This is a genomic window from Bifidobacterium sp. LH_417 (genome assembly GCF_056357035.1).
Genome location: NZ_JBKEVI010000003.1, coordinates 54,688 through 77,238, shown reverse-complemented (window position 1 = coordinate 77,238; position 22,551 = coordinate 54,688). Strand labels below are relative to the sequence as shown.

18 protein-coding genes, 1 tRNA gene and 3 pseudogenes are annotated in these 22,551 nt (G+C 62.3%); 4 read left to right on the top strand and 18 right to left on the bottom strand.

Going from position 1 to position 22,551, the window contains the following annotated elements; all coding sequences use genetic code 11:
• The first annotated feature begins 1 nt into the window (after position 1).
• Complete coding sequence (locus AC1AYR_RS03345) at positions 2-382, top strand: hypothetical protein (RefSeq protein WP_476511423.1); 381 nt, start codon at positions 2-4, stop codon at positions 380-382.
• 271 nt (positions 383-653) lie between these two features.
• On the opposite strand, the gene AC1AYR_RS03340 is transcribed toward AC1AYR_RS03345, so the two are convergent.
• The 7 genes and pseudogenes from AC1AYR_RS03340 to AC1AYR_RS03310 all read right to left on the bottom strand — a co-directional run bounded on the left by AC1AYR_RS03340 (position 654) and on the right by AC1AYR_RS03310 (position 8,422).
• Entirely contained in the window at positions 654-1,373 is a 720-nt protein-coding gene (locus tag AC1AYR_RS03340) for an HAD hydrolase-like protein (RefSeq protein WP_476511424.1), read from the bottom strand.
• Positions 1,374-1,517: 144 nt separating this feature from the next.
• Entirely contained in the window at positions 1,518-1,862 is a 345-nt protein-coding gene (locus AC1AYR_RS03335; protein WP_476511425.1) for an RNA polymerase-binding protein RbpA, read from the bottom strand.
• A gap of 95 nt (positions 1,863-1,957) precedes the next feature.
• The gene (locus tag AC1AYR_RS03330; RefSeq protein ID WP_476511426.1) at positions 1,958-4,621 is read right to left on the bottom strand and encodes a DEAD/DEAH box helicase; all 2,664 of its coding nucleotides are present in this window, start codon (positions 4,619-4,621) and stop codon (positions 1,958-1,960) included.
• 6 nt (positions 4,622-4,627) lie between these two features.
• Entirely contained in the window at positions 4,628-4,942 is a 315-nt protein-coding gene (locus tag AC1AYR_RS03325; protein WP_476511427.1) for a hypothetical protein, read from the bottom strand.
• Positions 4,943-4,983: 41 nt separating this feature from the next.
• A pseudogene (locus AC1AYR_RS03320) lies at positions 4,984-6,078 on the bottom strand (helix-turn-helix transcriptional regulator); the annotation flags it as partial.
• 107 nt (positions 6,079-6,185) lie between these two features.
• Positions 6,186-6,903, bottom strand: a pseudogene (locus tag AC1AYR_RS03315) (helix-turn-helix transcriptional regulator); the annotation flags it as partial.
• 124 nt (positions 6,904-7,027) lie between these two features.
• Complete coding sequence (locus tag AC1AYR_RS03310; protein WP_476511491.1) at positions 7,028-8,422, bottom strand: UTP--glucose-1-phosphate uridylyltransferase; 1,395 nt, start codon at positions 8,420-8,422, stop codon at positions 7,028-7,030.
• Between the two features lie 298 nt (positions 8,423-8,720).
• On the opposite strand from AC1AYR_RS03310, the gene AC1AYR_RS03305 reads away from it, so the two are divergent.
• A tRNA-Pro gene (locus tag AC1AYR_RS03305) sits at positions 8,721-8,794 on the top strand.
• 58 nt (positions 8,795-8,852) lie between these two features.
• Here AC1AYR_RS03305 and AC1AYR_RS03300 read toward each other — a convergent pair.
• Entirely contained in the window at positions 8,853-9,845 is a 993-nt protein-coding gene (locus tag AC1AYR_RS03300; RefSeq protein WP_476511428.1) for a tyrosine-type recombinase/integrase, read from the bottom strand.
• A 721-nt stretch (positions 9,846-10,566) separates the two neighbouring features.
• On the opposite strand from AC1AYR_RS03300, the gene AC1AYR_RS03295 reads away from it, so the two are divergent.
• Complete coding sequence (locus AC1AYR_RS03295; protein WP_476511429.1) at positions 10,567-11,397, top strand: HAD family hydrolase; 831 nt, start codon at positions 10,567-10,569, stop codon at positions 11,395-11,397.
• A 209-nt stretch (positions 11,398-11,606) separates the two neighbouring features.
• On the opposite strand, the pseudogene AC1AYR_RS03290 reads toward AC1AYR_RS03295, so the two are convergent.
• The 3 genes and pseudogenes from AC1AYR_RS03290 to AC1AYR_RS03280 form a co-directional block, all read right to left on the bottom strand.
• Positions 11,607-11,759: pseudogene (locus AC1AYR_RS03290) on the bottom strand (aldehyde dehydrogenase family protein); the annotation flags it as partial.
• A 138-nt stretch (positions 11,760-11,897) separates the two neighbouring features.
• Positions 11,898-14,027, bottom strand: a complete 2,130-nt coding sequence (der, locus tag AC1AYR_RS03285; RefSeq protein ID WP_476511430.1) for a bifunctional cytidylate kinase/GTPase Der — start codon at positions 14,025-14,027, stop codon at positions 11,898-11,900.
• Positions 14,024-14,797: a pseudouridine synthase gene (locus AC1AYR_RS03280; protein WP_476511431.1), complete on the bottom strand. Its 774-nt coding sequence runs from the start codon at positions 14,795-14,797 to the stop codon at positions 14,024-14,026. The genes der and AC1AYR_RS03280 overlap by 4 nt, the downstream gene beginning before the upstream one ends.
• 150 nt (positions 14,798-14,947) lie before the next feature.
• On the opposite strand from AC1AYR_RS03280, the gene AC1AYR_RS03275 reads away from it, so the two are divergent.
• The gene (locus AC1AYR_RS03275) at positions 14,948-15,892 is read left to right on the top strand and encodes an MIP/aquaporin family protein (RefSeq protein WP_476511432.1); all 945 of its coding nucleotides are present in this window, start codon (positions 14,948-14,950) and stop codon (positions 15,890-15,892) included.
• On the opposite strand, the gene AC1AYR_RS03270 is transcribed toward AC1AYR_RS03275, so the two are convergent.
• The 7 genes from AC1AYR_RS03270 to AC1AYR_RS03240 all read right to left on the bottom strand — a co-directional run bounded on the left by AC1AYR_RS03270 (position 15,806) and on the right by AC1AYR_RS03240 (position 22,542).
• The gene (locus tag AC1AYR_RS03270) at positions 15,806-16,093 is read right to left on the bottom strand and encodes a DUF3017 domain-containing protein (protein ID WP_476511433.1); all 288 of its coding nucleotides are present in this window, start codon (positions 16,091-16,093) and stop codon (positions 15,806-15,808) included. The genes AC1AYR_RS03275 and AC1AYR_RS03270 overlap by 87 nt on opposite strands.
• Before the next feature lie 28 nt (positions 16,094-16,121).
• Positions 16,122-17,753: a bifunctional phosphoribosylaminoimidazolecarboxamide formyltransferase/IMP cyclohydrolase gene (gene purH, locus AC1AYR_RS03265; protein WP_476511434.1), complete on the bottom strand. Its 1,632-nt coding sequence runs from the start codon at positions 17,751-17,753 to the stop codon at positions 16,122-16,124.
• Positions 17,728-19,254, bottom strand: a complete 1,527-nt coding sequence (locus AC1AYR_RS03260; protein ID WP_476511435.1) for a cell division protein PerM — start codon at positions 19,252-19,254, stop codon at positions 17,728-17,730. The genes purH and AC1AYR_RS03260 overlap by 26 nt, the downstream gene beginning before the upstream one ends.
• Positions 19,255-19,322: 68 nt before the next feature.
• Positions 19,323-20,246 (bottom strand): succinate--CoA ligase subunit alpha, encoded by a 924-nt coding sequence (gene sucD, locus AC1AYR_RS03255; RefSeq protein WP_476511436.1) that lies wholly within the window; start codon positions 20,244-20,246, stop codon positions 19,323-19,325.
• Between the two features lies 1 nt (position 20,247).
• Positions 20,248-21,450 carry an ADP-forming succinate--CoA ligase subunit beta gene (gene sucC, locus AC1AYR_RS03250; RefSeq protein ID WP_476511437.1) on the bottom strand — a complete coding sequence of 401 codons (1,203 nt, stop codon included), beginning with the start codon at positions 21,448-21,450 and terminating at the stop codon, positions 20,248-20,250.
• An 85-nt stretch (positions 21,451-21,535) separates the two neighbouring features.
• Entirely contained in the window at positions 21,536-22,117 is a 582-nt protein-coding gene (locus tag AC1AYR_RS03245) for an adenine phosphoribosyltransferase (RefSeq protein ID WP_476511438.1), read from the bottom strand.
• Positions 22,118-22,119: 2 nt separating this feature from the next.
• Complete coding sequence (locus AC1AYR_RS03240) at positions 22,120-22,542, bottom strand: preprotein translocase subunit YajC (RefSeq protein ID WP_476511439.1); 423 nt, start codon at positions 22,540-22,542, stop codon at positions 22,120-22,122.
• Positions 22,543-22,551: the final 9 nt, after the last annotated feature.

Below are 22,551 nucleotides of genomic sequence, written 5' to 3'. Positions count from 1 at the left end.
AATGCAATCGATGGTGGACATCCTTCCGGCTGCGTTGTGGTGCATCGATGTGGTGCTCTCGTTCAATATCATCGTGATCTGTCTGCGCCGCGGCAGGCTGCTCACACGGTATGCGGGCGGTGTGTCCCGTGTGAGCTGGCCGGTGACGATTGCTCATGTGGCATCGGCATTGCTGGGGTTGACGCCGTATCTGGCGTTCACCTGGTTCGCCGACGGTGGATTTGATCCGGACGTGCTCGATTTCTACGTCCAGTACGGATGGCCTTCCGCCGCTGTGGTGATTGTACTCATTCTCGTGCAGCTGGCATGCCTGTACATGCAGGCGAAGCGCGCGATGATGAGCGAGATGGATGCGCGTCTGAGTAGCGTGAGGCGGAAGTGATTGGATGTGAAGCGAAGCGCGCAAAGGAATGCAGGAGGATGAGTGCGGCGGCGTGAGGGAGTACGTGCGTGGATGATACGTTATTGCCAATCTGACATAACGTACATTATCGGATGTACAACTACGATGGCGACTACACCCAGGCTCATGCATATGTACATCGCTAAGTAACGACATCGTTGTCGTCGGACCGCAATATTCCGAGTGATATGCAAACGACGTGCGTACAAATCCGTATTCGGATTGCTGCGCACGTCGTCAGGAAACGAATTCACTTCGCGAAGTACTCGTTCACCGCGTCGCGCAGCTCGGACACGTAATCGATGATGCGATAGCATCCGTGGTCGGCGAGTTCGCCGGGCTCGGCATAGCCCCATCCACAACCCAGGCAGTCGAGCCCGCACGCCTTGGCGCCGTCGGCATCGGTCCAACGATCGCCGACCATCAACGCGCGGTCGCCTGCGGCGGCATCAAAGTCGATGTTCCCGAAGCAGTATCGAATGACCTGGTCCTTGTCAAGACGGGAATTGTCCCTGCTGGCACCGTAGATGCCGGACACCAGCGGCGTGACGCCGAACCGTTCGCAGATCGGCTTCGCCTGGTATTCGGGCTTGCATGTGGCGACGGCGAGATAATAACCGTCATCGAGCAGCCCGTTGAGCTGCTCGGCGATGCCATCGAACAGCATATTGACATAACGTCCGGCGACCTTGGGGCCACCGGGGTTGTTCGGATCGTCGAAGATGTTCTGATTGGCGTAGTAATCACGGTAGATTTCGACCGCCTCGTCCAGTCGATCCTCCGGAACGTGGTTCCGGCGCAAGGATTCGATGATGGCCGGACCGACGAAGCGATGCAGTTCCGCATCATCGGGCACAGGCATGCCGATGCTGCGGAATGTCTCGGTGACGGAGGCGATGATGCCCGGTGCGGAGTCGGTAAGCGTGCCGTCCAGATCGAGCAGGACCACGTTTCTGGGATGTTCGGCCATAGGTGCCACTCCCCCTCTGTTTTCTTCTCATGTATTCATGCCGTGGGGATGTCACGACATGCGGATATTCCACAACGTATTATGCCCGGTCGAGTTGACCGGGCATGGAGTTCAGGTGTCGTTCACCAAAGAGATCGTGCGACGTCACTCGTAGTCGGGAATCCAACCTTCACGGTGCATTTGGAGACGCTTTTCCAGCAGCTCCTTGAGCTCATCCTCGCTGCGACGTTCGAGCAGCATGTCCCAGTGCGTACGCGTGGGCTTCGCGATTTCATTGGCGGAGGCGTCTTCGCCTTCACGATGCGCGGTGGAACCGCAACGGCACTCCCACTCGTCGGGAATCTCGGCACCCTCCGCGAACGGCAGAATCGTGCGATGCCCGTTCGGGCAGACGTAGGCGACTTCCTCACGGGCGGCGAAATCGACGTTGCTGTCCGATTCCAGCGACTTCGCGCCGATGCTCATACCACGCAAACTGCGTTCGGCCATGGTTGTGGTTCCTCCTTGTTTTTCGACATATCCACATTACGCAACAGTTCGGACGGGACGGTTATTCCCATCCGAACCGTTGCGTTTCGGCGCCGTCAGTCGACACCGGAGTAGGCGACGACCCCGCGATTGACTTGATCGGCGGCGAGACGCGCACGATGGGCAAGATCCGCATGGCCGTCTCCGATGTAGGGTTCGGCGGACGCGATCTGATGCAGGATGTCGACCAGACGCTTCGCGTTGCGTACGAAATCCCCGCCGGTCAGGTCGCTACCGCGCAGCACGTCGGCGAGATCGCGACCGTCCGCCCACTCGTACATGATGTCGAGGATTCCCGGATCCACGTCGGGAAGCGGATCCAGTCCATGATCCTCGCACATGACGTTCACTTGATCGCGGATGGCTTTGAGCTCGCCAGCCGCGACGGCGATCGGCCCGTGAACGGAGCCGGGATAATAACGCGGTTCTCCCCCGCCGCCTCGTCTCGCCTCGTAGACCATCGAGGAGAGCACCGCGGCGAGTCCTGCGGGCGGCAGCAGATCCAACGCCCCGGTTTCTATGGCCTGCGCGAGCACCACGTCCAATTCGCTGTACAGGTGACGCAGCAGCTGGCCGCTCTCCGTGAGCGTCAGATCACGTGTACGCGTATCCGAAGCCGATACGTCCATGGAGCCAGTCACGCTCCGAACGTTTTCGACGGTGTCGTTCCGTCCATCGGATCGTGTGAGGTATCCGAGGTTCATGAGGATGTCGCAGATACGATCGAACTGGCGGGCGACCGAACCGGTACGTGAATCGTAACGTTCCTTCACCCGTTTCAGTTCCCGCATCTCGCGCACCCACCGGTGCCCCCATTTGAGATGCTGCTGAAGATCCGGGCACTGACGGCACGGATGATGCTGGTCGGCTTTGCGCAGCTCACTGATTCTCCGGTCGAGATCGCGGAAAGCCTCCGTTCTCGCCTTGTCGGAACGGAACGCCGTATGCTTCAACCTGTTGCGCTCCGTCTTCTCCAAATCGCTCAGTCTCATGCGCAGTTCCATGAACTCGCGGAAATCGCCGTGATCGCAGGAGAACGCCTTCTCGTAGCCTTCGAGAGCCTGTCTGAGCGTGTCCATCTGCGATTCCAGTTGCCAAGCGGACTCGTTCGCCTCCCATTGCGCGAACGAATGGTCGAGCGTCATTCGCGAGGTCTCATAATCACTGGAGTTGAGCAGGTTCACCGCCATGTTGAACGTGGCTTTGAAACTGGAGTGCAGCGGGTACACGCGTTTGCTGGACAGCGCGGCCGCGGTGGCAGGCACGAAACCATGATGGTCGACGACGATGGCGTGGCCGATCGTGTCGATGCCGCGGCGTCCCGCACGCCCGGTCAACTGGGTGAACTCCCCTGGGGTCAATCCGACGTGCCCGGTCCCGTTGAACTTCTCCAGTTTCTCCACGACGACGCATCGCGCCGGCATATTGATGCCCAAGGCCAGCGTCTCCGTGGCGAACACCATCTTGACGAGCCCCTCCTCGAAGAGCCGTTCGACGATCTGTCGGAACAACGCGATTATGCCCGCATGATGGGAGGCGAATCCCTCTTCGAGTGCGAACCGGAACCGGGAGAATCCCAACGCCTTGAGGTCGGCCTGCGACAGCTGCCCTTCCACCATCTCATCCACGATGCGACGGATACGATGCATCTCTTCCTCGGTGGTGAGTTCAAGGCCCGCGTTGATGCACTGCTCGACCGCCTGGTCGCAGCCGTTGCGTGAGAAAATGAAATAGATGCCGGGCAGCATGTCGAGGTAGTTGAGTTCGTCGACGACGGCCCACCGACGTGGCGTGTGGCGTTCCGGCTTGCGCGCCGGAACGCCACTTCGGCCACGTCCGCCGCGTGGGTCTCCCCTGCGGCCGTGCCTATGCGGACGCTCCTCGCCTTGACGTCGGGCTGCGATGCGATCCAGCTGGTCGAGCCGATCGGAGAGCCGCGGGTTGAGCTTCGGTGTTTGAACACCATCGCCGTCATGACGGTACAGGTCGATGATTTCAGGTTCGGTGCGATCGTCCTTCTGCACGATCACATGCTGCTCCAACGGAACAGGGCGTTTTTCAGAGACGACGAGTTCCGTCTCGCCGCGCACGGAGGAGATCCAACGGCTGAAATCCTCGACGTTGGACACCGTCGCGGACAGTGCGACGATACGGACGCGCTCCGGCAAATGGATGATGACCTCTTCCCAGACCGGTCCACGGAACCGGTCTGCGAGATAGTGGACCTCGTCGAGGATGACGTAGCGGAGCGCGTCAAGCGTAGTGGAATGCTCGTACAGCATGTTACGCAGGACTTCGGTGGTCATCACCACGATGTCCGCCTCGGAATTGATGGAGGTGTCGCCGGTGAGCAGACCGACCCGGTCGGCGCCATAGACATCGACCAGATCATGGTATTTCTGGTTGCTCAGCGCTTTGATCGGCGTGGTGTAGAACGCCTTGACGTTGTGTTCCTGCGCGAGGAACACGGCGAAGTCCGCGACAACGGTCTTGCCGGCACCGGTGGGTGCGGCCACGAGCACATTGCGGTCGGCTTCGAGGGCTTCGTTCGCCTGTGTCTGGAAATCATCCAGTTCGAACGGCAACGTGCCGGCGAAGCGCGCGGCGATGCTCGCCCGTCGTTGCTGCCGTTTACGGAAGGCCGCGTATCGGGCGGCTGGTGACGATGTCCCCACGTCGCCGTTGCCATTGACTCGGTTCGTGTGGTTCTTCGATGCCATGAGATGTTATAGAGTGTCCTTCCAGCGCTTCCACGCCTGCACGTGACGGTTCCGCGTCGCCTGACGACGCTTGATGACTTCGGCGTGGGCGTGTTCGTATCGGTCCGCCGCGGTCTGCAACGGTTGGGTAAAGATGGGGGTATCGGCTATGTCGGAATCACCGGACGGTGCACCCATGGCCGTCAGACGATCGGACACCTGCTCGCCGGTATGCGAGATGACTCGTAATGCCGCGATGCCGCGCTTGAACACGTATACGCCACCGATGACGATCATCGTGAGCATGAACAACACCAGCAACAGCCAAATCCACCAAGGCATCGTGCCTCCCCTCCCTGTCGGGATGTAGTGCCGCCGTCCCGTCAGACGGCAGCGTCATCACGGGCTGCAACGCTCAGCTCTCGCTGTGCTCGCGCCGTGATCATCGAACGCAGAGTCTCCGGGGCGACCGCCACGATATGACGCGCATGCGCGATGCAGAACGCCACGAACCACGAATCCGAGGATACGATGAGATCGACCTTCTCGCCGTCGCCATACGGTTCCACGGTGGCGCCGGGAAGGTTCTTGACGAATCCCGAATCCCTGACATCGGTGATGAACGTCGCGGCGGTGCCGTTGTCGAAGCTCCATTTGCGCAATTCTCTCAACGGCATGTCCGGAATATCGAGCGTCGTGGTCGGCTCGACCAGCTTGGCCTGTTCGATGCGTGCGATGCGAAGCACCTGCCAGGTGCGGGGTTTACCGTTCGCCCTGTTCACCGCGGGATTCCGGAGCACCAGGTTGAGCTTGTCCTCCGGAGCGGCCTTGGCCACATCCGTCCAGACGGCCACATAATACACGCCTTCATCCACGTAGATCTTGACCGGGGCGACCAGACGCCTGCGCGAATTGCCGGCACCGTCCGTGAACGTCATATCCAGCAACGATTCCGCATCGATGGCCCGTTTGACGGTGCCGAAGTTATGCGGTTCGAGTTCATAGCCGGTCAGACTCAGCCACGGCGTCTGACCGGGCCTGACGTGCTGGTGCAGACGATGATACAGGTTCTCGGCCTGAACCCGCTGCTCGTCGGGCAGCAACGGGGAATGGGCGAGATAGCTGACCGACGCGGTGAGCATGCTCAGATACTGAGGCGAGATTCCGGCGAGACGCTCCAACCCGAGCGAGTTCGTAGCCGAGACGATGCCTTCGGCATCCAACAGGGACCAGTCGATGTCGAAGAACTGGCTGCCCGCCATCTCGCCATCATCCGAAACGGTGGTGAGCGTGTTGATGTCCTTGTGGATCACGTTCACCGACTTCTTGAGCTCCTCGGGGGTCTTCGCCTTGCCGATGAACCGGACCGCGAGCTCCTCGAGTGAGAACTCCTCGCCGAGATGCGCGGAGAGGAACAGCATGAGACGCAGGCGACGATCCACTTCACTGCCCGTCTGGAACGAGGACTTCTTGCCGTGTCCCTTGCCGTTTTCGGCTTCGTCGGGATCGGTGCCGTCCGCGTTCTTGCCGGAGGACGTCGGGGCCGTGCCGTCACGCAGCATCTCCTCGACGGCACGCAGGTTCTCCGCCGCCACGAGTCTGCGATGGAACGCGTCCGCCGCCTCCTGCGGGCTCACGATGGACGCGCCGGGATGCTCCAGAACGTACATGGCCAGATCGTCCGAATCGGTGTAGGCGACATTGACGTGTTCGCCATCCACATCGATGGTGGCGGCGAAACGGCGAGAGTCGATGACCTTGACCAACGCATCGGGAATGGTCTGCGTGCCGAGTCCCGGAGCGATCGAATCGAGTCCGAGGCCGGGAATCGGGGTCTGCGGCACTCGCGGCGCCGTGCGCGAGGCGTGGGAGCTGGAAGCCGCCTGCTGCTCATGGTCGCTGGACATGGACATGGAGCGCGCGAGATAATTCGCCGCCGCAAGCACCGACATGTCCTCAGGTTCGAAACGCAGGCGAATACGCGGTTCGTCACCGAGCTGGAGACGGTACGAGGCGAAATCCTGTCCCTCCGATTTTGAGGAGTACTCAGGCTGACGCGACTCGATGGCGATGCCCATGGCGGCCAGCTTCGCGCGGTCGCGCTGGAACTGCTTGGCGAACGCCGCCTTCGCGGCCTGATCAGCCAGCTCGCCATACGAATCCGCGTACGCCTTCACGCGTTGCGCGATCTGACGCGAGGTGAGCCATTGTGGGAACGCGGATGACAACACGGCCAACACGTCAAGCTCATGCTTGCCCCACTTGTCGGAAAAACGCCGCCTTCCGGTGCTACCCTCTGCCATTAGTCCTCACGTATCGTTAAGGTTAAATTCCAACTGCGCCTTGTGGGCGCAACCTCCATCTATATTACGGTGTTTTTTCCGGGTACGTCGGCTTTTCGCCAAAAATGTCCCTTGTTTTTCGTGTTTAGATCCAATCGTCGGGTTCGACGCCCTGCGGACCCACGTATTCACCGTTGGGAACGTAACGCGGTTTTCCGGTGTCTTCGAGCTTCGCATCGGCGAACATGATGACGTCGCGGCCGAACGTCCAGTCTCCTTCGATGGTCACCGAGTTCGCCGCTGCCAAGGACGGCACGTTGTACGGGAACCGTTCATCGAAGTCATGGATGTTCTTGTAGTACCGCGGGTCAAGCGTGACATTCGGGAAGATGTAGTTGCCGTCCTCCATCTCATAGGAATCCGTGAGATGGAAACGGTCGGATCGCATGATGAACAGATCGTCGGTGGTCTTCACCGGCAGGAAGCGCATGCGATCGACCTGCACGCAGATGGCACCCTCGAACAGGCCGATCGCTGCGCCCATCGCGGTCTCCAGCTGTAGAACGGGCGTCGTGGATGCGTCGGTCGGATCGACGGTCTTGTGATTAAGGATCACCGGCAGCGGCAGTACGCCGTCATGCTCGGCGAGCATTGACTTCAGGGCGTCGATGCGCACCCAAATCGAATTCGTGTTGAAATACGGGTGCTTGTCGATGTTCTGCGCGTCCTCTTTGTCATCGGGGGCGACCTGGCTCATTTCGCGCAGCATGAGACGTCCGGTCTTGCGGTCGCGCACGATATGGCCTCCCTTACGGTCGGCCTCCGTGCGTCGGGCGACCTCGACCATGAACGGGGCTCCGGAATTCTCGAAATACTGTGCCAGTGTGCGCGACGGACGAGCGCCGAGATTATCGGAGTTCGAGATGAACAGATACGTGAACCCGTGCTCCTGCAGCTTGTCGAGGAGACCGGACTCCCAGATGGTGGAATACAGGTCGCCATGACCTGGCGGGCACCATTCGAGGTCGGGGTTCTGCGGGAACGACACCGGCTCACCGGTCGCCAAGTCGATCTTCGGTTCCACATGCTGCACGATTTCCATCGGAATGTTCTCCTGGTGGAATTTGCGGTTATGATGCAGCACCTTCATCGTGTCTTTGGAGGTACGGAAGGAGTTCATCAGAGTAAGCGGCAGTTCGACACCCAGACGGGCGCGTGCGGTAAGCACCTGTCCGAGGATGATGTCGATGAAGCGCATCTGCTTCGCCTTGTGGCGACGCACCGGAAGCAGCGACTTCGCGCAATCAAGTCCCATCGACGTGCCGAGGCCTCCGTTGAGCTTGAGGAACGCCGTCTTGGCGAACGCGCCGACGGCCTCGTCGTGGTCGATGGTCTCATAGATGTCGTGGAAACTCGGCACATCGGCAAGCGGCTCGACATCGCCCTCATGAATCCACGTGGATCCCTCGTCGTTGCGCCACACGTCGTACAGATGCCTGAACTGACTGACGGCCATCTCGCTCATGCCGTGTTCGCGCATCTTCGCGGCGGACTTATCGAATACGTCTGACAACTGATTCTCCTTCACGACTTGTTCGATAGACGACAAGTCTACCGGATTCCGGAGCGTTGTTCTTCATACGTCGGCAAACCGGGCGTGTGGAACGGGTGAATACACGGGGGTAAGGCACGCGGATCCGGCCTTCGTGGACGATGTCCTGACGGTATTCTGGTGGGCTGATCGGGGTGTCTCTCGACTGAGACACGCCGACAGTTCATTGTCGATTTGCATTTCGATGATCCTCTGGTAGATTATTCGACTGTTGCAAACGCAACATCGGACCATAGCGCAGTTTGGTAGCGCACTTGACTGGGGGTCAAGGGGTCGCGGGTTCAAATCCCGCTGGTCCGACTAGAAAGCCCGGAATTCAACGATTCCGGGCTGTTTTCGTATTCCGCCGTAATGCTGATTATCCGATTTTATCCGATGACCCCAGGACCTCCCCGTCATCAGACAGATGCTTCGTCCTCGCACGGCTGACCGCATCCGCGATCTCATCCAATCGTTCCGGCCAGAGTCCTGCATACGTGTCCAGCGTGATCGTCGCCGATGTATGACCCAGCTGCGCCTGCAACGTCTTCACGTCGCACCCAGCTGCGATTGCGATCGACGCATATGTATGCCTCAGGTCATGGATGCGGACTCCCCTATCCTTCATGCCGGCGTGTCGCAACGTCGGCACCCACGAACGGGATCTCCAATTGTTCGCCGACAACGCTCCCCCACGTGGCGCACGGAATACGAAGCGCTCGCCTTCCATACCATGACAGAGATCATTTATGTCAGCGAGCAGGAATTCCGGGAACACTATCGTGCGCGCCTTGCCGTTTTTGGGTGTGCCAAGCGTCACGCCCCTCCCCGCTGCATCGGTCCATGTGCGTCGGACACGCGCTCTCCTGCGGCGCAGATCCATGTCACGAACCTGCAATGCGAACGTCTCGCCGATACGCATGCCGGTGTACGCCTGCCAACGAATGATGAGCCCGTCCTGCGGATTATGCCGATCGGCCTCGGCAGCCAGTTGTTCTACCTCGGGGATGGTGAGATACAACATGTCGTCCTCGTCCACGACCCTTGGAGTGACGACTTTATCGATGGGATTGGCGGTGATGCATCCCTCGTCCACCGCGTGAGCGAGCACGCCGCCCATGACGATGCGCACGATGTTACGGATGCTGCGCGGTTGCAGCGGACGGGATGTTCGCCCTCCGGGCAGAGCGGCCGGATACCCGCCTTTCGACAACGACACCGCCCATTCCTGTGCATCGCGTGTCGTGATGTCACCGACCGATATGCCGCCCCACCTCGGCAACACATATACACGCAGTTCACGCCGGTACCGTTTCAAGGTGCTGGCCTTCACGTCCGCCTTCGACACGATCCATTCGTCCGCGAGTTCCATGAACGTTCGTCGTCCGAGCCGCGGATCATGGTAGCGGCCGCGTCGGATGTCGTCCTCCATGGCCGCTTGGAAGCTCTCCGCCTCCGACAGCTTGGCGAACGTACGCGTCCTTTCCACACGTCGGCCCGACGCGTCCGTCGCATACCAGCGACACCTCCACCGGTCGTACCGCCCGTACACGGTCGTACGATGCGCTTTGGGCACGTTCGCCTTCATCGGATCTCGCGCGTTCGCGAGACTACGTTTCATGGCCGCGGTCGGCGGGTTTCCGTCGGCATCTTTCTTTAGCCACCGGTCGGTGATGAACACTCGTGCCATGTCTCTCCTGTTCCTTGTATGACGTCTTACGGGTGGACCTCGGAACTGACTGTCCGGAACCTGGTCCGTGGTCCGGATAGGTCGAATCCAAGACCGCATATCCCTTCTTGCTCAGCGCTCCAAAGATTATCCGATTCTTATCCGATGACCTCCGCGCACAATACGCCGTATGACATCGTCATGGGCGGCCCCGTGCTCCTCGACGGCGCGCATGTTCCTCGACGAATGTCTCCCCTGTCGTATGACGGCGTGTACTGATGGTGCCCAGGTCCTCAAGGTTCTTCAGATTCGCTGAAGACGGATCGGGACCGTCTCGTGCACTACACTATGAGGGGATGAAACGGCGGTGACGTGACGATCGTCATCGCCGCCGATACGGACACCGCGAAAAGGAGCGCCTCGCATGCTGCCGAATTTCACCGAGGATGACCGTCTGGACGATATCAAGATCATCGCCAGCGATATGGACTGCACCTTGCTTGACGATCATGGCACGATGCCGCCGGATATGCCCGAGCGCATCCGTGCGCTCGACACCGCGGGCATCACGTTCTGCGCGGCCAGCGGTCGTCCCAACTACACGCTCGCCGAGATGTTCCCCGGACTGGGTGACAGGATGGCGTTGATGTCCGACAACGGCGCGGCGATCTACTGCCGCGGTGAACTCGTGTATGAGAGCCTCATCCCCGTGGAGGAATACCAGCGTATGATCCGCTTCACGCTCGACGACGGGCGCGGGTGCCCCACCGTCTGCGGCATCGAAGCCTGCTTCATCCGTTCGTGTGACCGGAAATACGACGAGTATTTCCGCACGTTCTACAAGAAGATCGTCTACATGGACGATCTCACCGAGCTCGACCGCGACGTGAACAAGTACACCGTCTTCTTCCCCGGCAACGATTCCGAGGAGGTGTACCGTGAGACCTACCGCGACGCGTGGTCCGACCGGTACATGGTGACGAACGCCGGCAAGATGTGGATCGACATGATGAACCCCGGCGTGAACAAGGGGTCGGGACTCGCCCGTCTGTGCGCTCATCTCGGCGTGGACGTCGCGGACGCCTGCGCACTGGGCGACACCTACAACGACATCGAGATGCTCGAGACGGCCGGCCACGGCTATGTGGTGGCCAACGCCGAAGAGCACATGCAAGCGCACGCCGGCTGGATCGCCCCAAGCAACAACGACCATGGCGTCGCCGCGGTGATTGACGCGGTGCTGCGGACCCGATGACCGACAGCGCCGCGTCGTCCGGCTTCAGGCGGGTGCTTATTCGCCGAGGCGCTCCCCTCCCTTGGATTCGTCCTCCACGTCGGCGAACCACCCCCGAACGTTCCGGCATCACGGTCATCATGTTCCCGTTCTCCATGGACGCCTTGCCCTGCAACTCATGAACCAGCGACGCGTAGTAGCGGAACGCGCCGCTGGCGGCATACACATCGTCATAGCGGGTCTCCCGGTACCATGCTGTTGGTCTCCGCGACCGCCAGCTCCTCGGCGCGCGCCTCGATGAGATCGGCGGCCTTGTTCATAAGCTCGGCCCGCTCATCGGCGGAAAGACTCCGCCACGGGGAGCCCAGTTCGAACGCCTTCTTCGCGGCGGCGACCCCGGAAGAGTACGTGACCTAGTCTGGACAAAGCGATGCGGGCCCGCACGGTTCGATGCCGTGCGGGCCCGCATACGGTCCGGCGAATCCACATCGGTCTTCTGCCGATGCCGCCTGGTCGCCGTGCTACTTGCGCTTCTTCTTCTCGCGGATATTCACCGAAATCTGAATCGGAGAACCTTCGAAGCCGAACTCCTCGCGCAGCGAACGCTCGATGTAACGGCGGTAGCCGTGCTCGAGGAAGCCGGTCGCGAAGATCACGAAACGCGGCGGACGCGTCGACGCCTGCGTGGCGAACAGGATACGCGGCTGCTTGCCACCGCGCAGCGGATGCGGGTGAGCGGACTGCAATTGGCCGAGGAACGCGTTGAGCTTGCCGGTGGGCACGCGCTTGTCCCAGGACTCCAACGCCTCGCGCATCGCCTTGGACAGACGGTTCGTATGCCAGCCGGTCTTCGCCGACAGGTTCACACGCTGCGCCCAGGTGACACGGTCGAACTCGGTGACCCACAGTCGTTCGAGACGCTGCTTGTCGAAGTCGTCCATCGCATCCCACTTGTTGAACACGAGCACGATGGCGCGGCCTGCGTCCACGGCGGAACTCATCACCTTGAGATCCTGGTCGGAGATCGGCACGGACGCGTCGAACAGCACGAGCGCCAGCTCGGAGCGTTCGATCGCCGCCTGCGTGCGCAGCGACGAATAGTATTCCGCTCCCTTGAGCTTGTGCTGGCGGCGCTTGATGCCGGCCGTGTCGATGAACAGCCAATCCTCGCCGTCGATGTCGATGACCTCATCGACCGGGTCGCGCGTGGTACCGGCCAAATCGTTGACGACCGTGCGCTCCTCGCGCGCCAACTGGTTGAGCAGCGACGACTTGCCGACGTTCGGGCGCCCCACGAGCGCCACGCGACGCAGACCGGACGGCGTGAGATAACCGGATGTCTTCTCCGCCTTGCGCAGCGAGTCGAGCGCCGCGTCGAGCAGATCGCCCACTCCCCTGCCGTGCATCGCGGAGATCGCGTACGGCTCGCCCAATCCCAGCTTCCAGAATTCGGCGGCGAGGTATTCGCTTTCGCGATCGTCGACCTTGTTCACGGCGAGCGTGACCGGCTTGCCGGAGGAACGGAGCATCTTGACGATGCGTTCGTCCGTGTCGGTCATGCCGACCTGTCCGTCGACGACAAGCACGACCGCATCGGCAAGATTCACGGCGACCTCGGCCTGCGAGGCGATGGCGGAGTCGATGCCCTCGACGTCCACCTCCCAGCCGCCCGTATCGACGAGCTTGAAATCGGTGCCCGCCCATTCCGCGTCATAGCTCACACGGTCGCGCGTCACACCGGGAGTGTCCTCCACGACGGCGACGCGGCGGCCGAGAATACGGTTCACCAGCGATGACTTGCCGACGTTCGGACGTCCCACGATGGCGAGCACGCCCACCTGCTTCGGACCAGGCTTGCCGGATGTCTCGTTGGCGCCGCGTCCCTCGATCAGCGCTTCGTCACCCTCGTCCAGCTCGTAGCCTTCAAGGTTCGCGGCATAACGCGCATACTCCTGCTCCTCGATGGCTTCATCGACGAGTCCGATCAGCGTGTCGAGCGTATGCGCGAAATCCATATCGGAATTATCGACGGTGACGACGCCGTCCGCGGCGGTCGTGAAGTTCGTGACCTTCGCGTCCAGACGGTCGCGCGCTGCCACGTCCTCCGCGCCCACGCCCTTGGCCGTCTGGCCGGTGCGGCGTGCCTGACGCACCTCCTCGCGGGCGGTGAGCAGTACACGCACTTCCGCATCCGGCGCGACGACGGTCGTGATGTCGCGTCCTTCCGCGACGATGCCGAGACCGCCGGAGAACGACTCCTTGTCCGCCTCGCGTGCGATGTACGCGCGCTGGGCGGCGATGAGCACGTTGCGCACCGGGATGATGTTCGACACCTTGGACACGTGCGAGGAGACCTCGGAGGAACGAATGGCCTCGGAGATGTCCACGCCGTCGGCGGTCACGACGGGCGCATCCGGATCCACGGCGATGTCGAAATGATCCTCGGTGAAGAACTCGCCCACCGTTTCGGTGACGAGACGCTCATCCACCTGCTCGGCATCCAGATCGATGCCCTGCTTGAGGCACCACCACGCGCAGGCGCGATACATGGCGCCCGTGTCGAGGTAGGCGAATCCGTAGTACTTGGCCAACGCCTTCGACGTCGAGGATTTGCCGACGCCGGCTGGCCCGTCGATGGCGACGCGAATCACAGTCCCACCGCCTTGGACAGGGAGTGGACCTCCGTCTGGCTGAGCACGCGGTAGGAGCCGGACTTCAACTCACCCAGCTTGATCGGGCCGATCTGCGTGCGCACGAGGCGCTTGACCGGGAAGCCGATCGAGCCGAAGATACGGCGCACGATACGGTTCTTGCCGGAATGCAGCACGACCTTCACGATCGTCGCGTCGCGGCTCTGATCGATGATCGCGCAACGGTCGAGCTTGATCCAGCCGTCGTCGAGCTGCACGCCGGTCTTGACGAGTCGGCGGCACACGGTGCCGGACAGCTTGCCTTCGACCGTGGCGATGTAGGTCTTCTCGACCTCGTACTTGGGGTGCATGACGTGCTGGCTCAGTTCGCCGTCGTTCGTCATGAGGATGAGACCCTCGGAATCGTAGTCGAGACGTCCCATGTGGAAGATGCGGTCGTACTTGTCGCCCACGATGTCCGCCAGCGTATAGCGGCCCTTCGGATCATCCATGGCGGACAGCACGCGGCGCGGCTTGTTGAGCGCCAACGTGACGTGGTTCGGGTTGATGCGCACGCGCGATCCGTCGACGCGGACCTGCTGGCGTGACATGTCGACGCGGGTGCCGAGTTCGGTGACGAGTTCGCCGTCCACCTCGACACGGCCTTCGGTGATCATCTCCTCGCACTTGCGGCGGGAACCGAATCCGGCCTGGGCGAGGATCTTCTGCAGTCGGATTCCTTCATTGTTGCTGTCATGCGCTTTCATGGCGCGGGAATATGCGTTTGGCATCGTTCTCCCAACGTGGCCTAGGGGTATTTCCAACCTAAATATGATACCGTACCCCCCGGATACGGTCCGGTGTGCTACTGCTAGACTGTCAGCGCTCCGGCGGGTCGCATCCCGGAACGACTCCGAATAAGAATCGAAGGAAATAGGTATATGACATCTGAACAGAACATCACGAGGGAACAGCCGTGGCCGCTTCGCGTAGGGGCCGAATTGGTCGGCACCTTCCTGATCTGCTTCGCCATCTACGTGTTCAGCACGTTCGGCTCCATCGTCTTCCAGCTGAATCTCGCCTACATCGCGCTCGGCACCGGCCTCGTCTATGCGGCCGCCGCCGTCGCGCTCGGCGGCGTCTCCGGCGGACAGTTCAACCCGGCCGTGACCGTGGCCGCCATGGTCACCGGGCGTACGAAGCTCGTGGACGGCATCCTGTACATCGTCTTCCAGGTGGTCGGCGCCACGCTCGCCGGCATGCTCATCAAGTTCCTGCTGCCCACCTCCGAGAACGTCACGTTGCAGCAGTGGCTGACGACCGTCGTCAACGGCTTCGACAAGGGGTCGGTCGCCTACAGCACGCTCACCCAGTACGGTCTCAACTTCTCCATCACCCAGGCGATCGCCGTCGAGCTCGTCGCCGGCCTGCTCATCGTGGGCGCCGCCATGGCGACCTACGGCACGAAACACTATGCCATGGCCATCGGCGTGTCCTACACGGTGGGCGCCGCCGTCACCTTCCCGGTCACCGGTGCCGCACTGAACCCGGCACGAGCCACCGGCATCGCTCTGTTCGCGCAGAACCAGAAGCTTCAGGTCGAGCCGCTCAGCCAGCTGTGGGTGTTCTGGATCTGCCCGCTGCTCGCCGCCGCGCTCGTGGCTCTGGTGATGGTGCTGCAGCAGATGGTCGCCGCGCCGAAGGCGAAGGGCGACGATCCGGCGCAGCTCACCGAATACAACGAAGCCGCCGCCCCCGCGCAGGAGACGACGGCCGATGACGCCGATGCGGACCTCCCGTCACAGGGGAAGGCCGTAGACGCTGAAGTACACGGCGAGCAGTCCGACTCCCAGGCAGATGCCGATGAAGGAGTCGAACGCCACTGACCGCACCTTCCAAGGGCTGCGCTCGCGAAGAACGAGACGTACCAGCCCGGTCACGATGGCCGTCACGGAGATCAGCACCGTGGCGGCCATCGTGTATCCGAAAGCCGCGAGCCCGCCGGACACGACCACCAGCACGGCGACGATCCACTCGAACCAGGGCTTGCCCTCATGCGCTTCGGAAACGAAGGGATGATTCTTCATGAGCCGACTTTCCGGACCAGTTTGCCGATCAGTGGAAGAAGTGGCGGGTGCCGGTCAGGTACATCGTCACGCCGGCCTTCTTCGCGGCCTCGATGACCTCCTCGTCGCGGATGGAGCCGCCGGGCTGCACGATGGCCTTCATGCCAGCGTTCATCAGCGTCTCCGCACCGTCAGCGAACGGGAAGAACGCGTCAGACGCGGCCACGGAGCCGGTGGCGCGGTCGGCGCCGTCGGCAAGCGTGTTGGCGCGTTCGACGGCGAGATGGCAGGAATCGACGCGGTTGACCTGGCCCATGCCGATGCCGACCGTGGCCTGATCGTGCGCGAGCAGAATCGCGTTGGACTTGACGCAGCGGATGGCGCGCCACGCGAACACGAGGTCCTTGAGCGTGTCGGCGTCGGCCGGCTCGCCGGAGACGAGCTTCCACGCGTCCGGGTCGTCGCCCGTGGCGTTGATGAGATCCATGTCCTGCACGAGCAGGCCGCCGTCGATCTGGCGGAACTGCGTATGGCCCTTCGGCGGCTCGGCCACCTTGAGGATGCGCAGGTTCTTCTTCTTGGTCTTCAGCAGTTCGAGCGCCGCGTCCTCGTAGGCGGGGGCGACGATCACCTCGGTGAAGATCGGGCGGACGCTCTCCGCCATCTCCAGAGTGACGGTGGTGTTGCAGGCGATGACGCCGCCGTACGCGCTCACCGGGTCGCAGGCGTGGGCCTTGCGGTGCGCTTCGGCCGCGGTGGCACCGATGGCGAGGCCGCACGGGTTGTTGTGCTTGACGACGGCCACGGCGATGGACGGGGCAAGATCCCACACGGCGCGCCAGGCGGCGTCCGCGTCCACATAGTTGTTGTAGCTCATCGGCTTGCCGCCGAGCTGCTCGGCGTGGGCGAAGCCGGTCTGGTCAAGTGGGTCGAGGTAGAGGGCGGCCTGCTGATGCGAGTTCTCGCCGTAGCGCAGCGTGTGCGAACGATCCCAGGTGCGGGTGAACGCGGCCGGGAACTTCGCGGCGTTCACCGGCTGGCCCTCATCATCATGGGCGGTCTCGGCGATGGTGGCGGGCTTCGGCCAATGCTTGGCGGTCCACTCGTTGATCGTCGCATCATAGGCGGCGGTGTGCGCGAACGCCTTGCCGGCCAGCCAACGACGCTCCTCCAGGGAGAAGCCCTCGCCGTTCTCCACACGTTCGGCGACCAGCGCATAGTCGGCCGGGTCGGTGACGATGGCGACGGTGGCGCTGTTCTTCGCCGCGCCGCGCACCATGGACGGGCCGCCGATGTCGATCTTCTCGATCGTGGCCGCCTCGTCGGCGCCGGAGCGCACGGTGTCGGCGAACGGGTACAGGTTCACGACGACCAGATCGAACGGCTTGATGCCGAACTTCTCCAGCTGCGCGGCATGATCAGGGTTGGTCATGTCGGCGAGGATGCCGGCGTGGATGTGCGGGTCGAGGGTCTTGACGCGGCCATCGAGGCACTCGGGGAATCCGGTGACCTCGCTCACTTCGGTGACGGGCACGCCGAGTTCGGCGAGACGCTTCGCGGTCGAGCCGGTCGACACCACTTCGGTGCCCGCCTTGACGAAGGCCTCGGCGAGCACCTCGATGCCCTCCTTGTGGAAGACGGAGACCAGCGCCCGCTTAATCGGACGATTCGTTGTTGTCATCGGATTCCTCCTTGGTTGATTGATCAAGCTTGTCGTTTCGAGCCGCTCCCGCGCGCTTCGTCACGTCCCCGTCGGAACGTACGGTGCGCGGGGCGCGACGGACGCCGGAACGTTCGAACGTCTCCGATCGGACGGAACGTTCGGAACGCACGGAACGTGCCTTGGCACGTCGTTCCCGTTCTTGCCCGGTGCCGTTTTCCGCGGTGTTTCCCGCATCGCTTCCGGTGGCATGCCGATCGGCATCCGTGTCGTGCTCGGAGCCGTCGTTCCTGTCCGTGGACGGGGAGTTCGTCGGCGTGGCCGGGGCGGATGCGACACGTGCCGCATGACGTCCGACAATCCAGTGTATCCCGTAGACGGCGGACAACACCACCGCCACGGCAAGCCACGCCGTACCGAGCCCGAACGCGATGCCCCGGGCAATCAGCATAGCTGACTGGATGATGTCGACCCCCACGTGAGCGAGCCTGTGCGATCCAAGCGCGCCATTCGACAAGGCGAAGCACGCGCAGAAGACACCGACGATCACGATGGTCGAGAGCACCATGACCACAATATGCCGAATCATGGTGAAAACGAGGTCCTTCACAGCGTCACCGCCGTCGGAAGGTCGCACGAGGCGAATCCTCATCGTGCCCGGTACCAGCATGGCGGCCATACCGATGATGAACGCGATGAACGGAACCATGCACTGCAAGACGATGCGGACGCGATCGTCCACGATCGCTTCGGGCATGAGACCGAACACCGGCAGCGGCGGCAGTCCCGCCGACTGGCCCACCCACATGGTGAACATACCGAGTTCGCCGATATGGAAACCAGCGCCGACGACCCATGACAACGCCCACAGAACGAGGTTCGGCAACCATGCGAGCGAGGCGATGGTGGTGAGCGCGCGCGATCCGTTCTCCATGCCGTCGTAGTCGAACAGCGCCGTCATAGCGCTCCACCCACGCACGATCCATACGATGGTGACGATGAAGGCCGCGACGAGCAGAACCGCCGTCACCACTGCACAGATCATGCCGACAAGCATCACCATGCGGCGAGACTTGGATGAAAGACGCTCGTTCAGTCCGACGCGGATGTTCGAGACGACCGTCGAACCTGGAACCGCGGCGATGACGTATCCCACCGTCCATACGCAGGCCGTCTTCAACACCATAACGAGATGGGTGTCGTGAAGCTCCAAGGTCGTGCCGCCGGCGAACACCAGATTGAGTGCGATCCACACGGCGAGACCGCTGAACCAGCCCGGCAGACCGGCGTCGGCACGTGACGCGCACTGTGCGATCAGAGCGACGAGCAGCATGGTGAGCAGCAGCGGCAGAATGCCCACGACGACGGGACCTATCGTGAACCCGGTTCCTTGACTGAGCAGCACGATCGCCTCAGTCAGAGGTAACGCCGAGGAGGGCAGGCTTTCGCCTCCCTCCTCCATGGATACGACCAGCAGCATCAACGCGATGAAGCATCCGAGAGAGATGGCGTACAACGCCATGGCCCCCAGTGCGGTGAGAGCCCCTCTGACCAACGCGGAGATGCGTGCCGACGTCACTACGGTACGGTTCACCGTTCGAGACCCGCAAGCACCTCACGCATGATGTCGGCGGCCTGGCCGGGCGTGCGCCCGACGCGGATGCCGACCGCCTCCAGTGCTTCCTTCTTGTCCTTCGCGGTGCCCTTGCCGCCCGAGACGATGGCGCCGGCATGTCCCATCTGCTTGCCTTCGGGAGCGGTGAAGCCGGCGATGTAGGCGACGACCGGCTTGGTCATATGTTCGGAAGCCCACTTCGCCGCGTCCTGCTCGGCGTTGCCGCCGATCTCGCCGATCATCATGACGGCCTTCGTGTTCGGATCCGCTTCAAAGGCCTGTAGCGCCTCAAGCAGCGTGGTGCCGACGATAGGATCGCCACCGGCTCCAAGGCATGCGGTGAAGCCGATGTCGCTCAACTCGCCCATGAGCTGGTAGGTGAGTGTGCCGGACTTGGAGACAAGCCCCAGTGGTCCTCGCCCGACGATGCCGTCCGGGATGATGCCGAGGTTCACGCCATGAGTCTCATCGGAGGATGCGAGGGTCATGAGTCCCGGGCAGTTCGGTCCGACGATACGCACGCCGTGGCGCAGTGCAAGCTCGACGAAATACGCGGAATCGGCAACCGGAATGCCTTCGGTGATCACGACGATGAGCTCGATGCCCGCCTCGATGGCTTCGACGACCGCATCCTTGGCGAAGCGCGGGGGCACGAACACGACCGACGCCTTGGCACCGGTCGCGGCCTTGGCCTCGGCGCAGGAACCATAGACGCGGATGGTGGCGTCCTCGCCGTTGCGCGCGGCCGGGAAGGTGACGTCGAGACCCGCCTTGCGGGCGTTGACGCCGCCGACGATGTTGGTGCCGGCCTTGAGCATGCGCGCGGTGTGCGTCATGCCCTGATGGCCGGTCATGCCCTGCACGATGACCGGAGCGTCGTCTTCGATGAAGAGCGTCATATCAGTTGGCCTCCTTGGCTGCGATGGCGTCGGCTGCGATGCGGGCAGCCTGATGGGCCGCCTCCTCCATCGTCTTGGCGACGTGCACATTCGGGTTGTTGGATTCGGCGAGGATGGCGAGGCCTTCGGCCGCCGCGTTGCCGTCGAAGCGCACGACGATCGGCTTGGTGCCGCCGAGCGTATCGATCGCCTCGAGGATGCCCTTGGCGACCTGCTCGCAGGAGGTGATGCCGCCGTAGACGTTGATGAACACGGATTCGACCTGCGGATCGGAGACGACGATCTCAAGGCTGGCGGCCATGACCTCGGCGGAAGCGCCGCCGCCGATATCGAGGAAGTTGGCGGGCTTGATGCCGGTTCCCTGCTCTTCGCCGGCACCGGAGACCGCGTCGAGCGAGCTCATGACAAGGCCCGCGCCGTTGCCGATCACGCCGACCTGGCCATTGAGATGCACGTAGTGCAGGCCATGGTCCTTCGCGCGGCGTTCGAACTCGTCGTTGGCGAGCGGATCGGCGAAGCGCTTCCAGCCATCGTGACGGAAGGTGGCGTTGTCGTCAAGAGAGATCTTCGCGTCGAGCGCGCACAGGCTCTTCGAGGATTCGTCGTCCGGGTCGCCGATCTTGGCGAGCGGGTTGATCTCGACGAGCGTCGCGTCGTTCTCCTTGAAGCACTTCCACATCTTGAGCAGGATCTGCGCGGCCTGATCGACGTCCGCATGGTAGAAGCCGATGCTTTCGGCCATCTTCGTCGCGGCTTCGAGATCGAAGTCGTCAAGCGCCTCGATATGCAGACGCTTGACCGCTTCCGGATGCTCCTTGGCGATCTCCTCGACCTCGGTGCCGCCGTTGGCGGTGGCGAGCACGTCGTAGTCGCGCGAGGTGCGGTCCACGGAGATCGACACGTAGTACTCGTGGAGGATGTTCTTGCCTTCGGCCACGAGCACGCCGTTGACCTTGTGCTTGTGAATGGTCATCGGCAGGATGTCTTCGGCGTCGAGGATGGCCTCGTCGCGCGTCTTGGCGAGCTTGACGCCGCCGGCCTGGCCGCGATGGCCGATTTTGACCTGCGCCTTGACGACGCAGGGGTAGCCGAGCTGTTCGGCGGCTTCGGCGACTTCATGGGAGTTCTGCGCGTAGATGGCCTTCGGGGTGGGGATGCCCTGCTCCTCGAGCAGCTGTCGCGCCTGGTATTCGTAAAGATCCATGGCTCTTCCGTGTGCTTGTGACTGTTGACTATTGATGTGGCCGTCACCATGGGGATGGTGACGGCCGAAAACCATTACGCCGGTTTCAGGCCGGCATGGAGATGAGCGTCGACGTGGGAATGTCTCCGAGCTTGTCGAGACCGTCAAGTCCTTCAAGTCCCATGACGAAGCTGAAACCGGCCACCGAACCGCCAGCCTTCTCGATGAGGTCGGCGCCAGCCTTCGCCGTGCCGCCCGTCGCGATGAGATCGTCGACGATGAGCACGCGCTCCCCCGGTTTCACCGCGGTCGTTTCGATTTCGACGCTGGCCGTGCCGTATTCCAGGTCGTAGGATTCGCCGATGGTCTCGGGCGGCAGCTTGCCGGCCTTGCGGATCGCGATGAAGCCCTTGCCGAGATGATGCGCGAGCGAAGGGCCGAACAGGAACCCTCGGGATTCGAGGCCGGCGACCGCATCGAATGCGTCGGCGGGAACCGGAAGCGCCGCCTCCAGTGCGCGCAACAGGATGTCCAAGCCGCGCGAATCCGCGAGGACGGGCATGAAATCACGGAAGATGATGCCTTCCTTCGGGAAGCCCGGAATCGAACGGACCAAGGATACGAGGTATTCGGCATCCTCGGCACCGACCTTGCTCAGGTCGCGAATGGTGATGTCGTTGCCGGTCATGGTCACTCGGCCTTCTTGGTTTCGGTTTCAGCTTCGGCGTTGTTCTGCTCGACGGATTCGTCGACATCCACCTGCGCTTCCTCGGACTGCGAGTCCTCGGCCTCGTCCTGAGGCAGCGGGTTGCCGTTCTCGTCCACCTCGTCATCGGAGATGAAGGCGGGGCGCTCGTATGCCTTGGCGATGCCGCTGAAACCGAAGCGCAGCAGCGAGCCTTCGGAGTCGATGACGATCTCCTCGTACTGCTCATCGACGGAGACGACCTTGCCGATGATCTGGCCGATGGTGATGACCTCGGTGCCGGGCTTGAGGTTGGCGCGGAAGTCCTTGACCTGCTGCTGGCGTTCCTTGTTCTTCTTGGACTGGAACCACATCATACCGCCCATGACCACGACGAGCACGACGATGAAAAGCATATTGGGGTCCATTGAGGGGTG

What these genes read in the sequence shown, in the direction of transcription:
- purH (WP_476511434.1), bottom strand. Translation starts at nt 17,753, where the DNA reads ATGACAACAACGAATCGTCCGATTAAGCGGGCGCTGGTCTCCGTCTTC.
- AC1AYR_RS03335 (WP_476511425.1), bottom strand. Translation starts at nt 1,862, where the DNA reads ATGGCCGAACGCAGTTTGCGTGGTATGAGCATCGGCGCGAAGTCGCTG.
- AC1AYR_RS03295 (WP_476511429.1), top strand. Translation starts at nt 10,567, where the DNA reads ATGCTGCCGAATTTCACCGAGGATGACCGTCTGGACGATATCAAGATC.
- AC1AYR_RS03300 (WP_476511428.1), bottom strand. Translation starts at nt 9,845, where the DNA reads ATGGAACTCGCGGACGAATGGATCGTGTCGAAGGCGGACGTGAAGGCC.
- AC1AYR_RS03245 (WP_476511438.1), bottom strand. Translation starts at nt 22,117, where the DNA reads ATGACCGGCAACGACATCACCATTCGCGACCTGAGCAAGGTCGGTGCC.
- AC1AYR_RS03260 (WP_476511435.1), bottom strand. Translation starts at nt 19,254, where the DNA reads ATGGCGTTGTACGCCATCTCTCTCGGATGCTTCATCGCGTTGATGCTG.
- AC1AYR_RS03275 (WP_476511432.1), top strand. Translation starts at nt 14,948, where the DNA reads ATGACATCTGAACAGAACATCACGAGGGAACAGCCGTGGCCGCTTCGC.
- AC1AYR_RS03330 (WP_476511426.1), bottom strand. Translation starts at nt 4,621, where the DNA reads ATGGCATCGAAGAACCACACGAACCGAGTCAATGGCAACGGCGACGTG.
- AC1AYR_RS03310 (WP_476511491.1), bottom strand. Translation starts at nt 8,422, where the DNA reads ATGCGCGAACACGGCATGAGCGAGATGGCCGTCAGTCAGTTCAGGCAT.
- AC1AYR_RS03345 (WP_476511423.1), top strand. Translation starts at nt 2, where the DNA reads ATGCAATCGATGGTGGACATCCTTCCGGCTGCGTTGTGGTGCATCGAT.
- AC1AYR_RS03340 (WP_476511424.1), bottom strand. Translation starts at nt 1,373, where the DNA reads ATGGCCGAACATCCCAGAAACGTGGTCCTGCTCGATCTGGACGGCACG.
- AC1AYR_RS03325 (WP_476511427.1), bottom strand. Translation starts at nt 4,942, where the DNA reads ATGCCTTGGTGGATTTGGCTGTTGCTGGTGTTGTTCATGCTCACGATG.
- sucC (WP_476511437.1), bottom strand. Translation starts at nt 21,450, where the DNA reads ATGGATCTTTACGAATACCAGGCGCGACAGCTGCTCGAGGAGCAGGGC.
- AC1AYR_RS03270 (WP_476511433.1), bottom strand. Translation starts at nt 16,093, where the DNA reads ATGAAGAATCATCCCTTCGTTTCCGAAGCGCATGAGGGCAAGCCCTGG.
- AC1AYR_RS03240 (WP_476511439.1), bottom strand. Translation starts at nt 22,542, where the DNA reads ATGGACCCCAATATGCTTTTCATCGTCGTGCTCGTCGTGGTCATGGGC.
- sucD (WP_476511436.1), bottom strand. Translation starts at nt 20,246, where the DNA reads ATGACGCTCTTCATCGAAGACGACGCTCCGGTCATCGTGCAGGGCATG.
- AC1AYR_RS03280 (WP_476511431.1), bottom strand. Translation starts at nt 14,797, where the DNA reads ATGCCAAACGCATATTCCCGCGCCATGAAAGCGCATGACAGCAACAAT.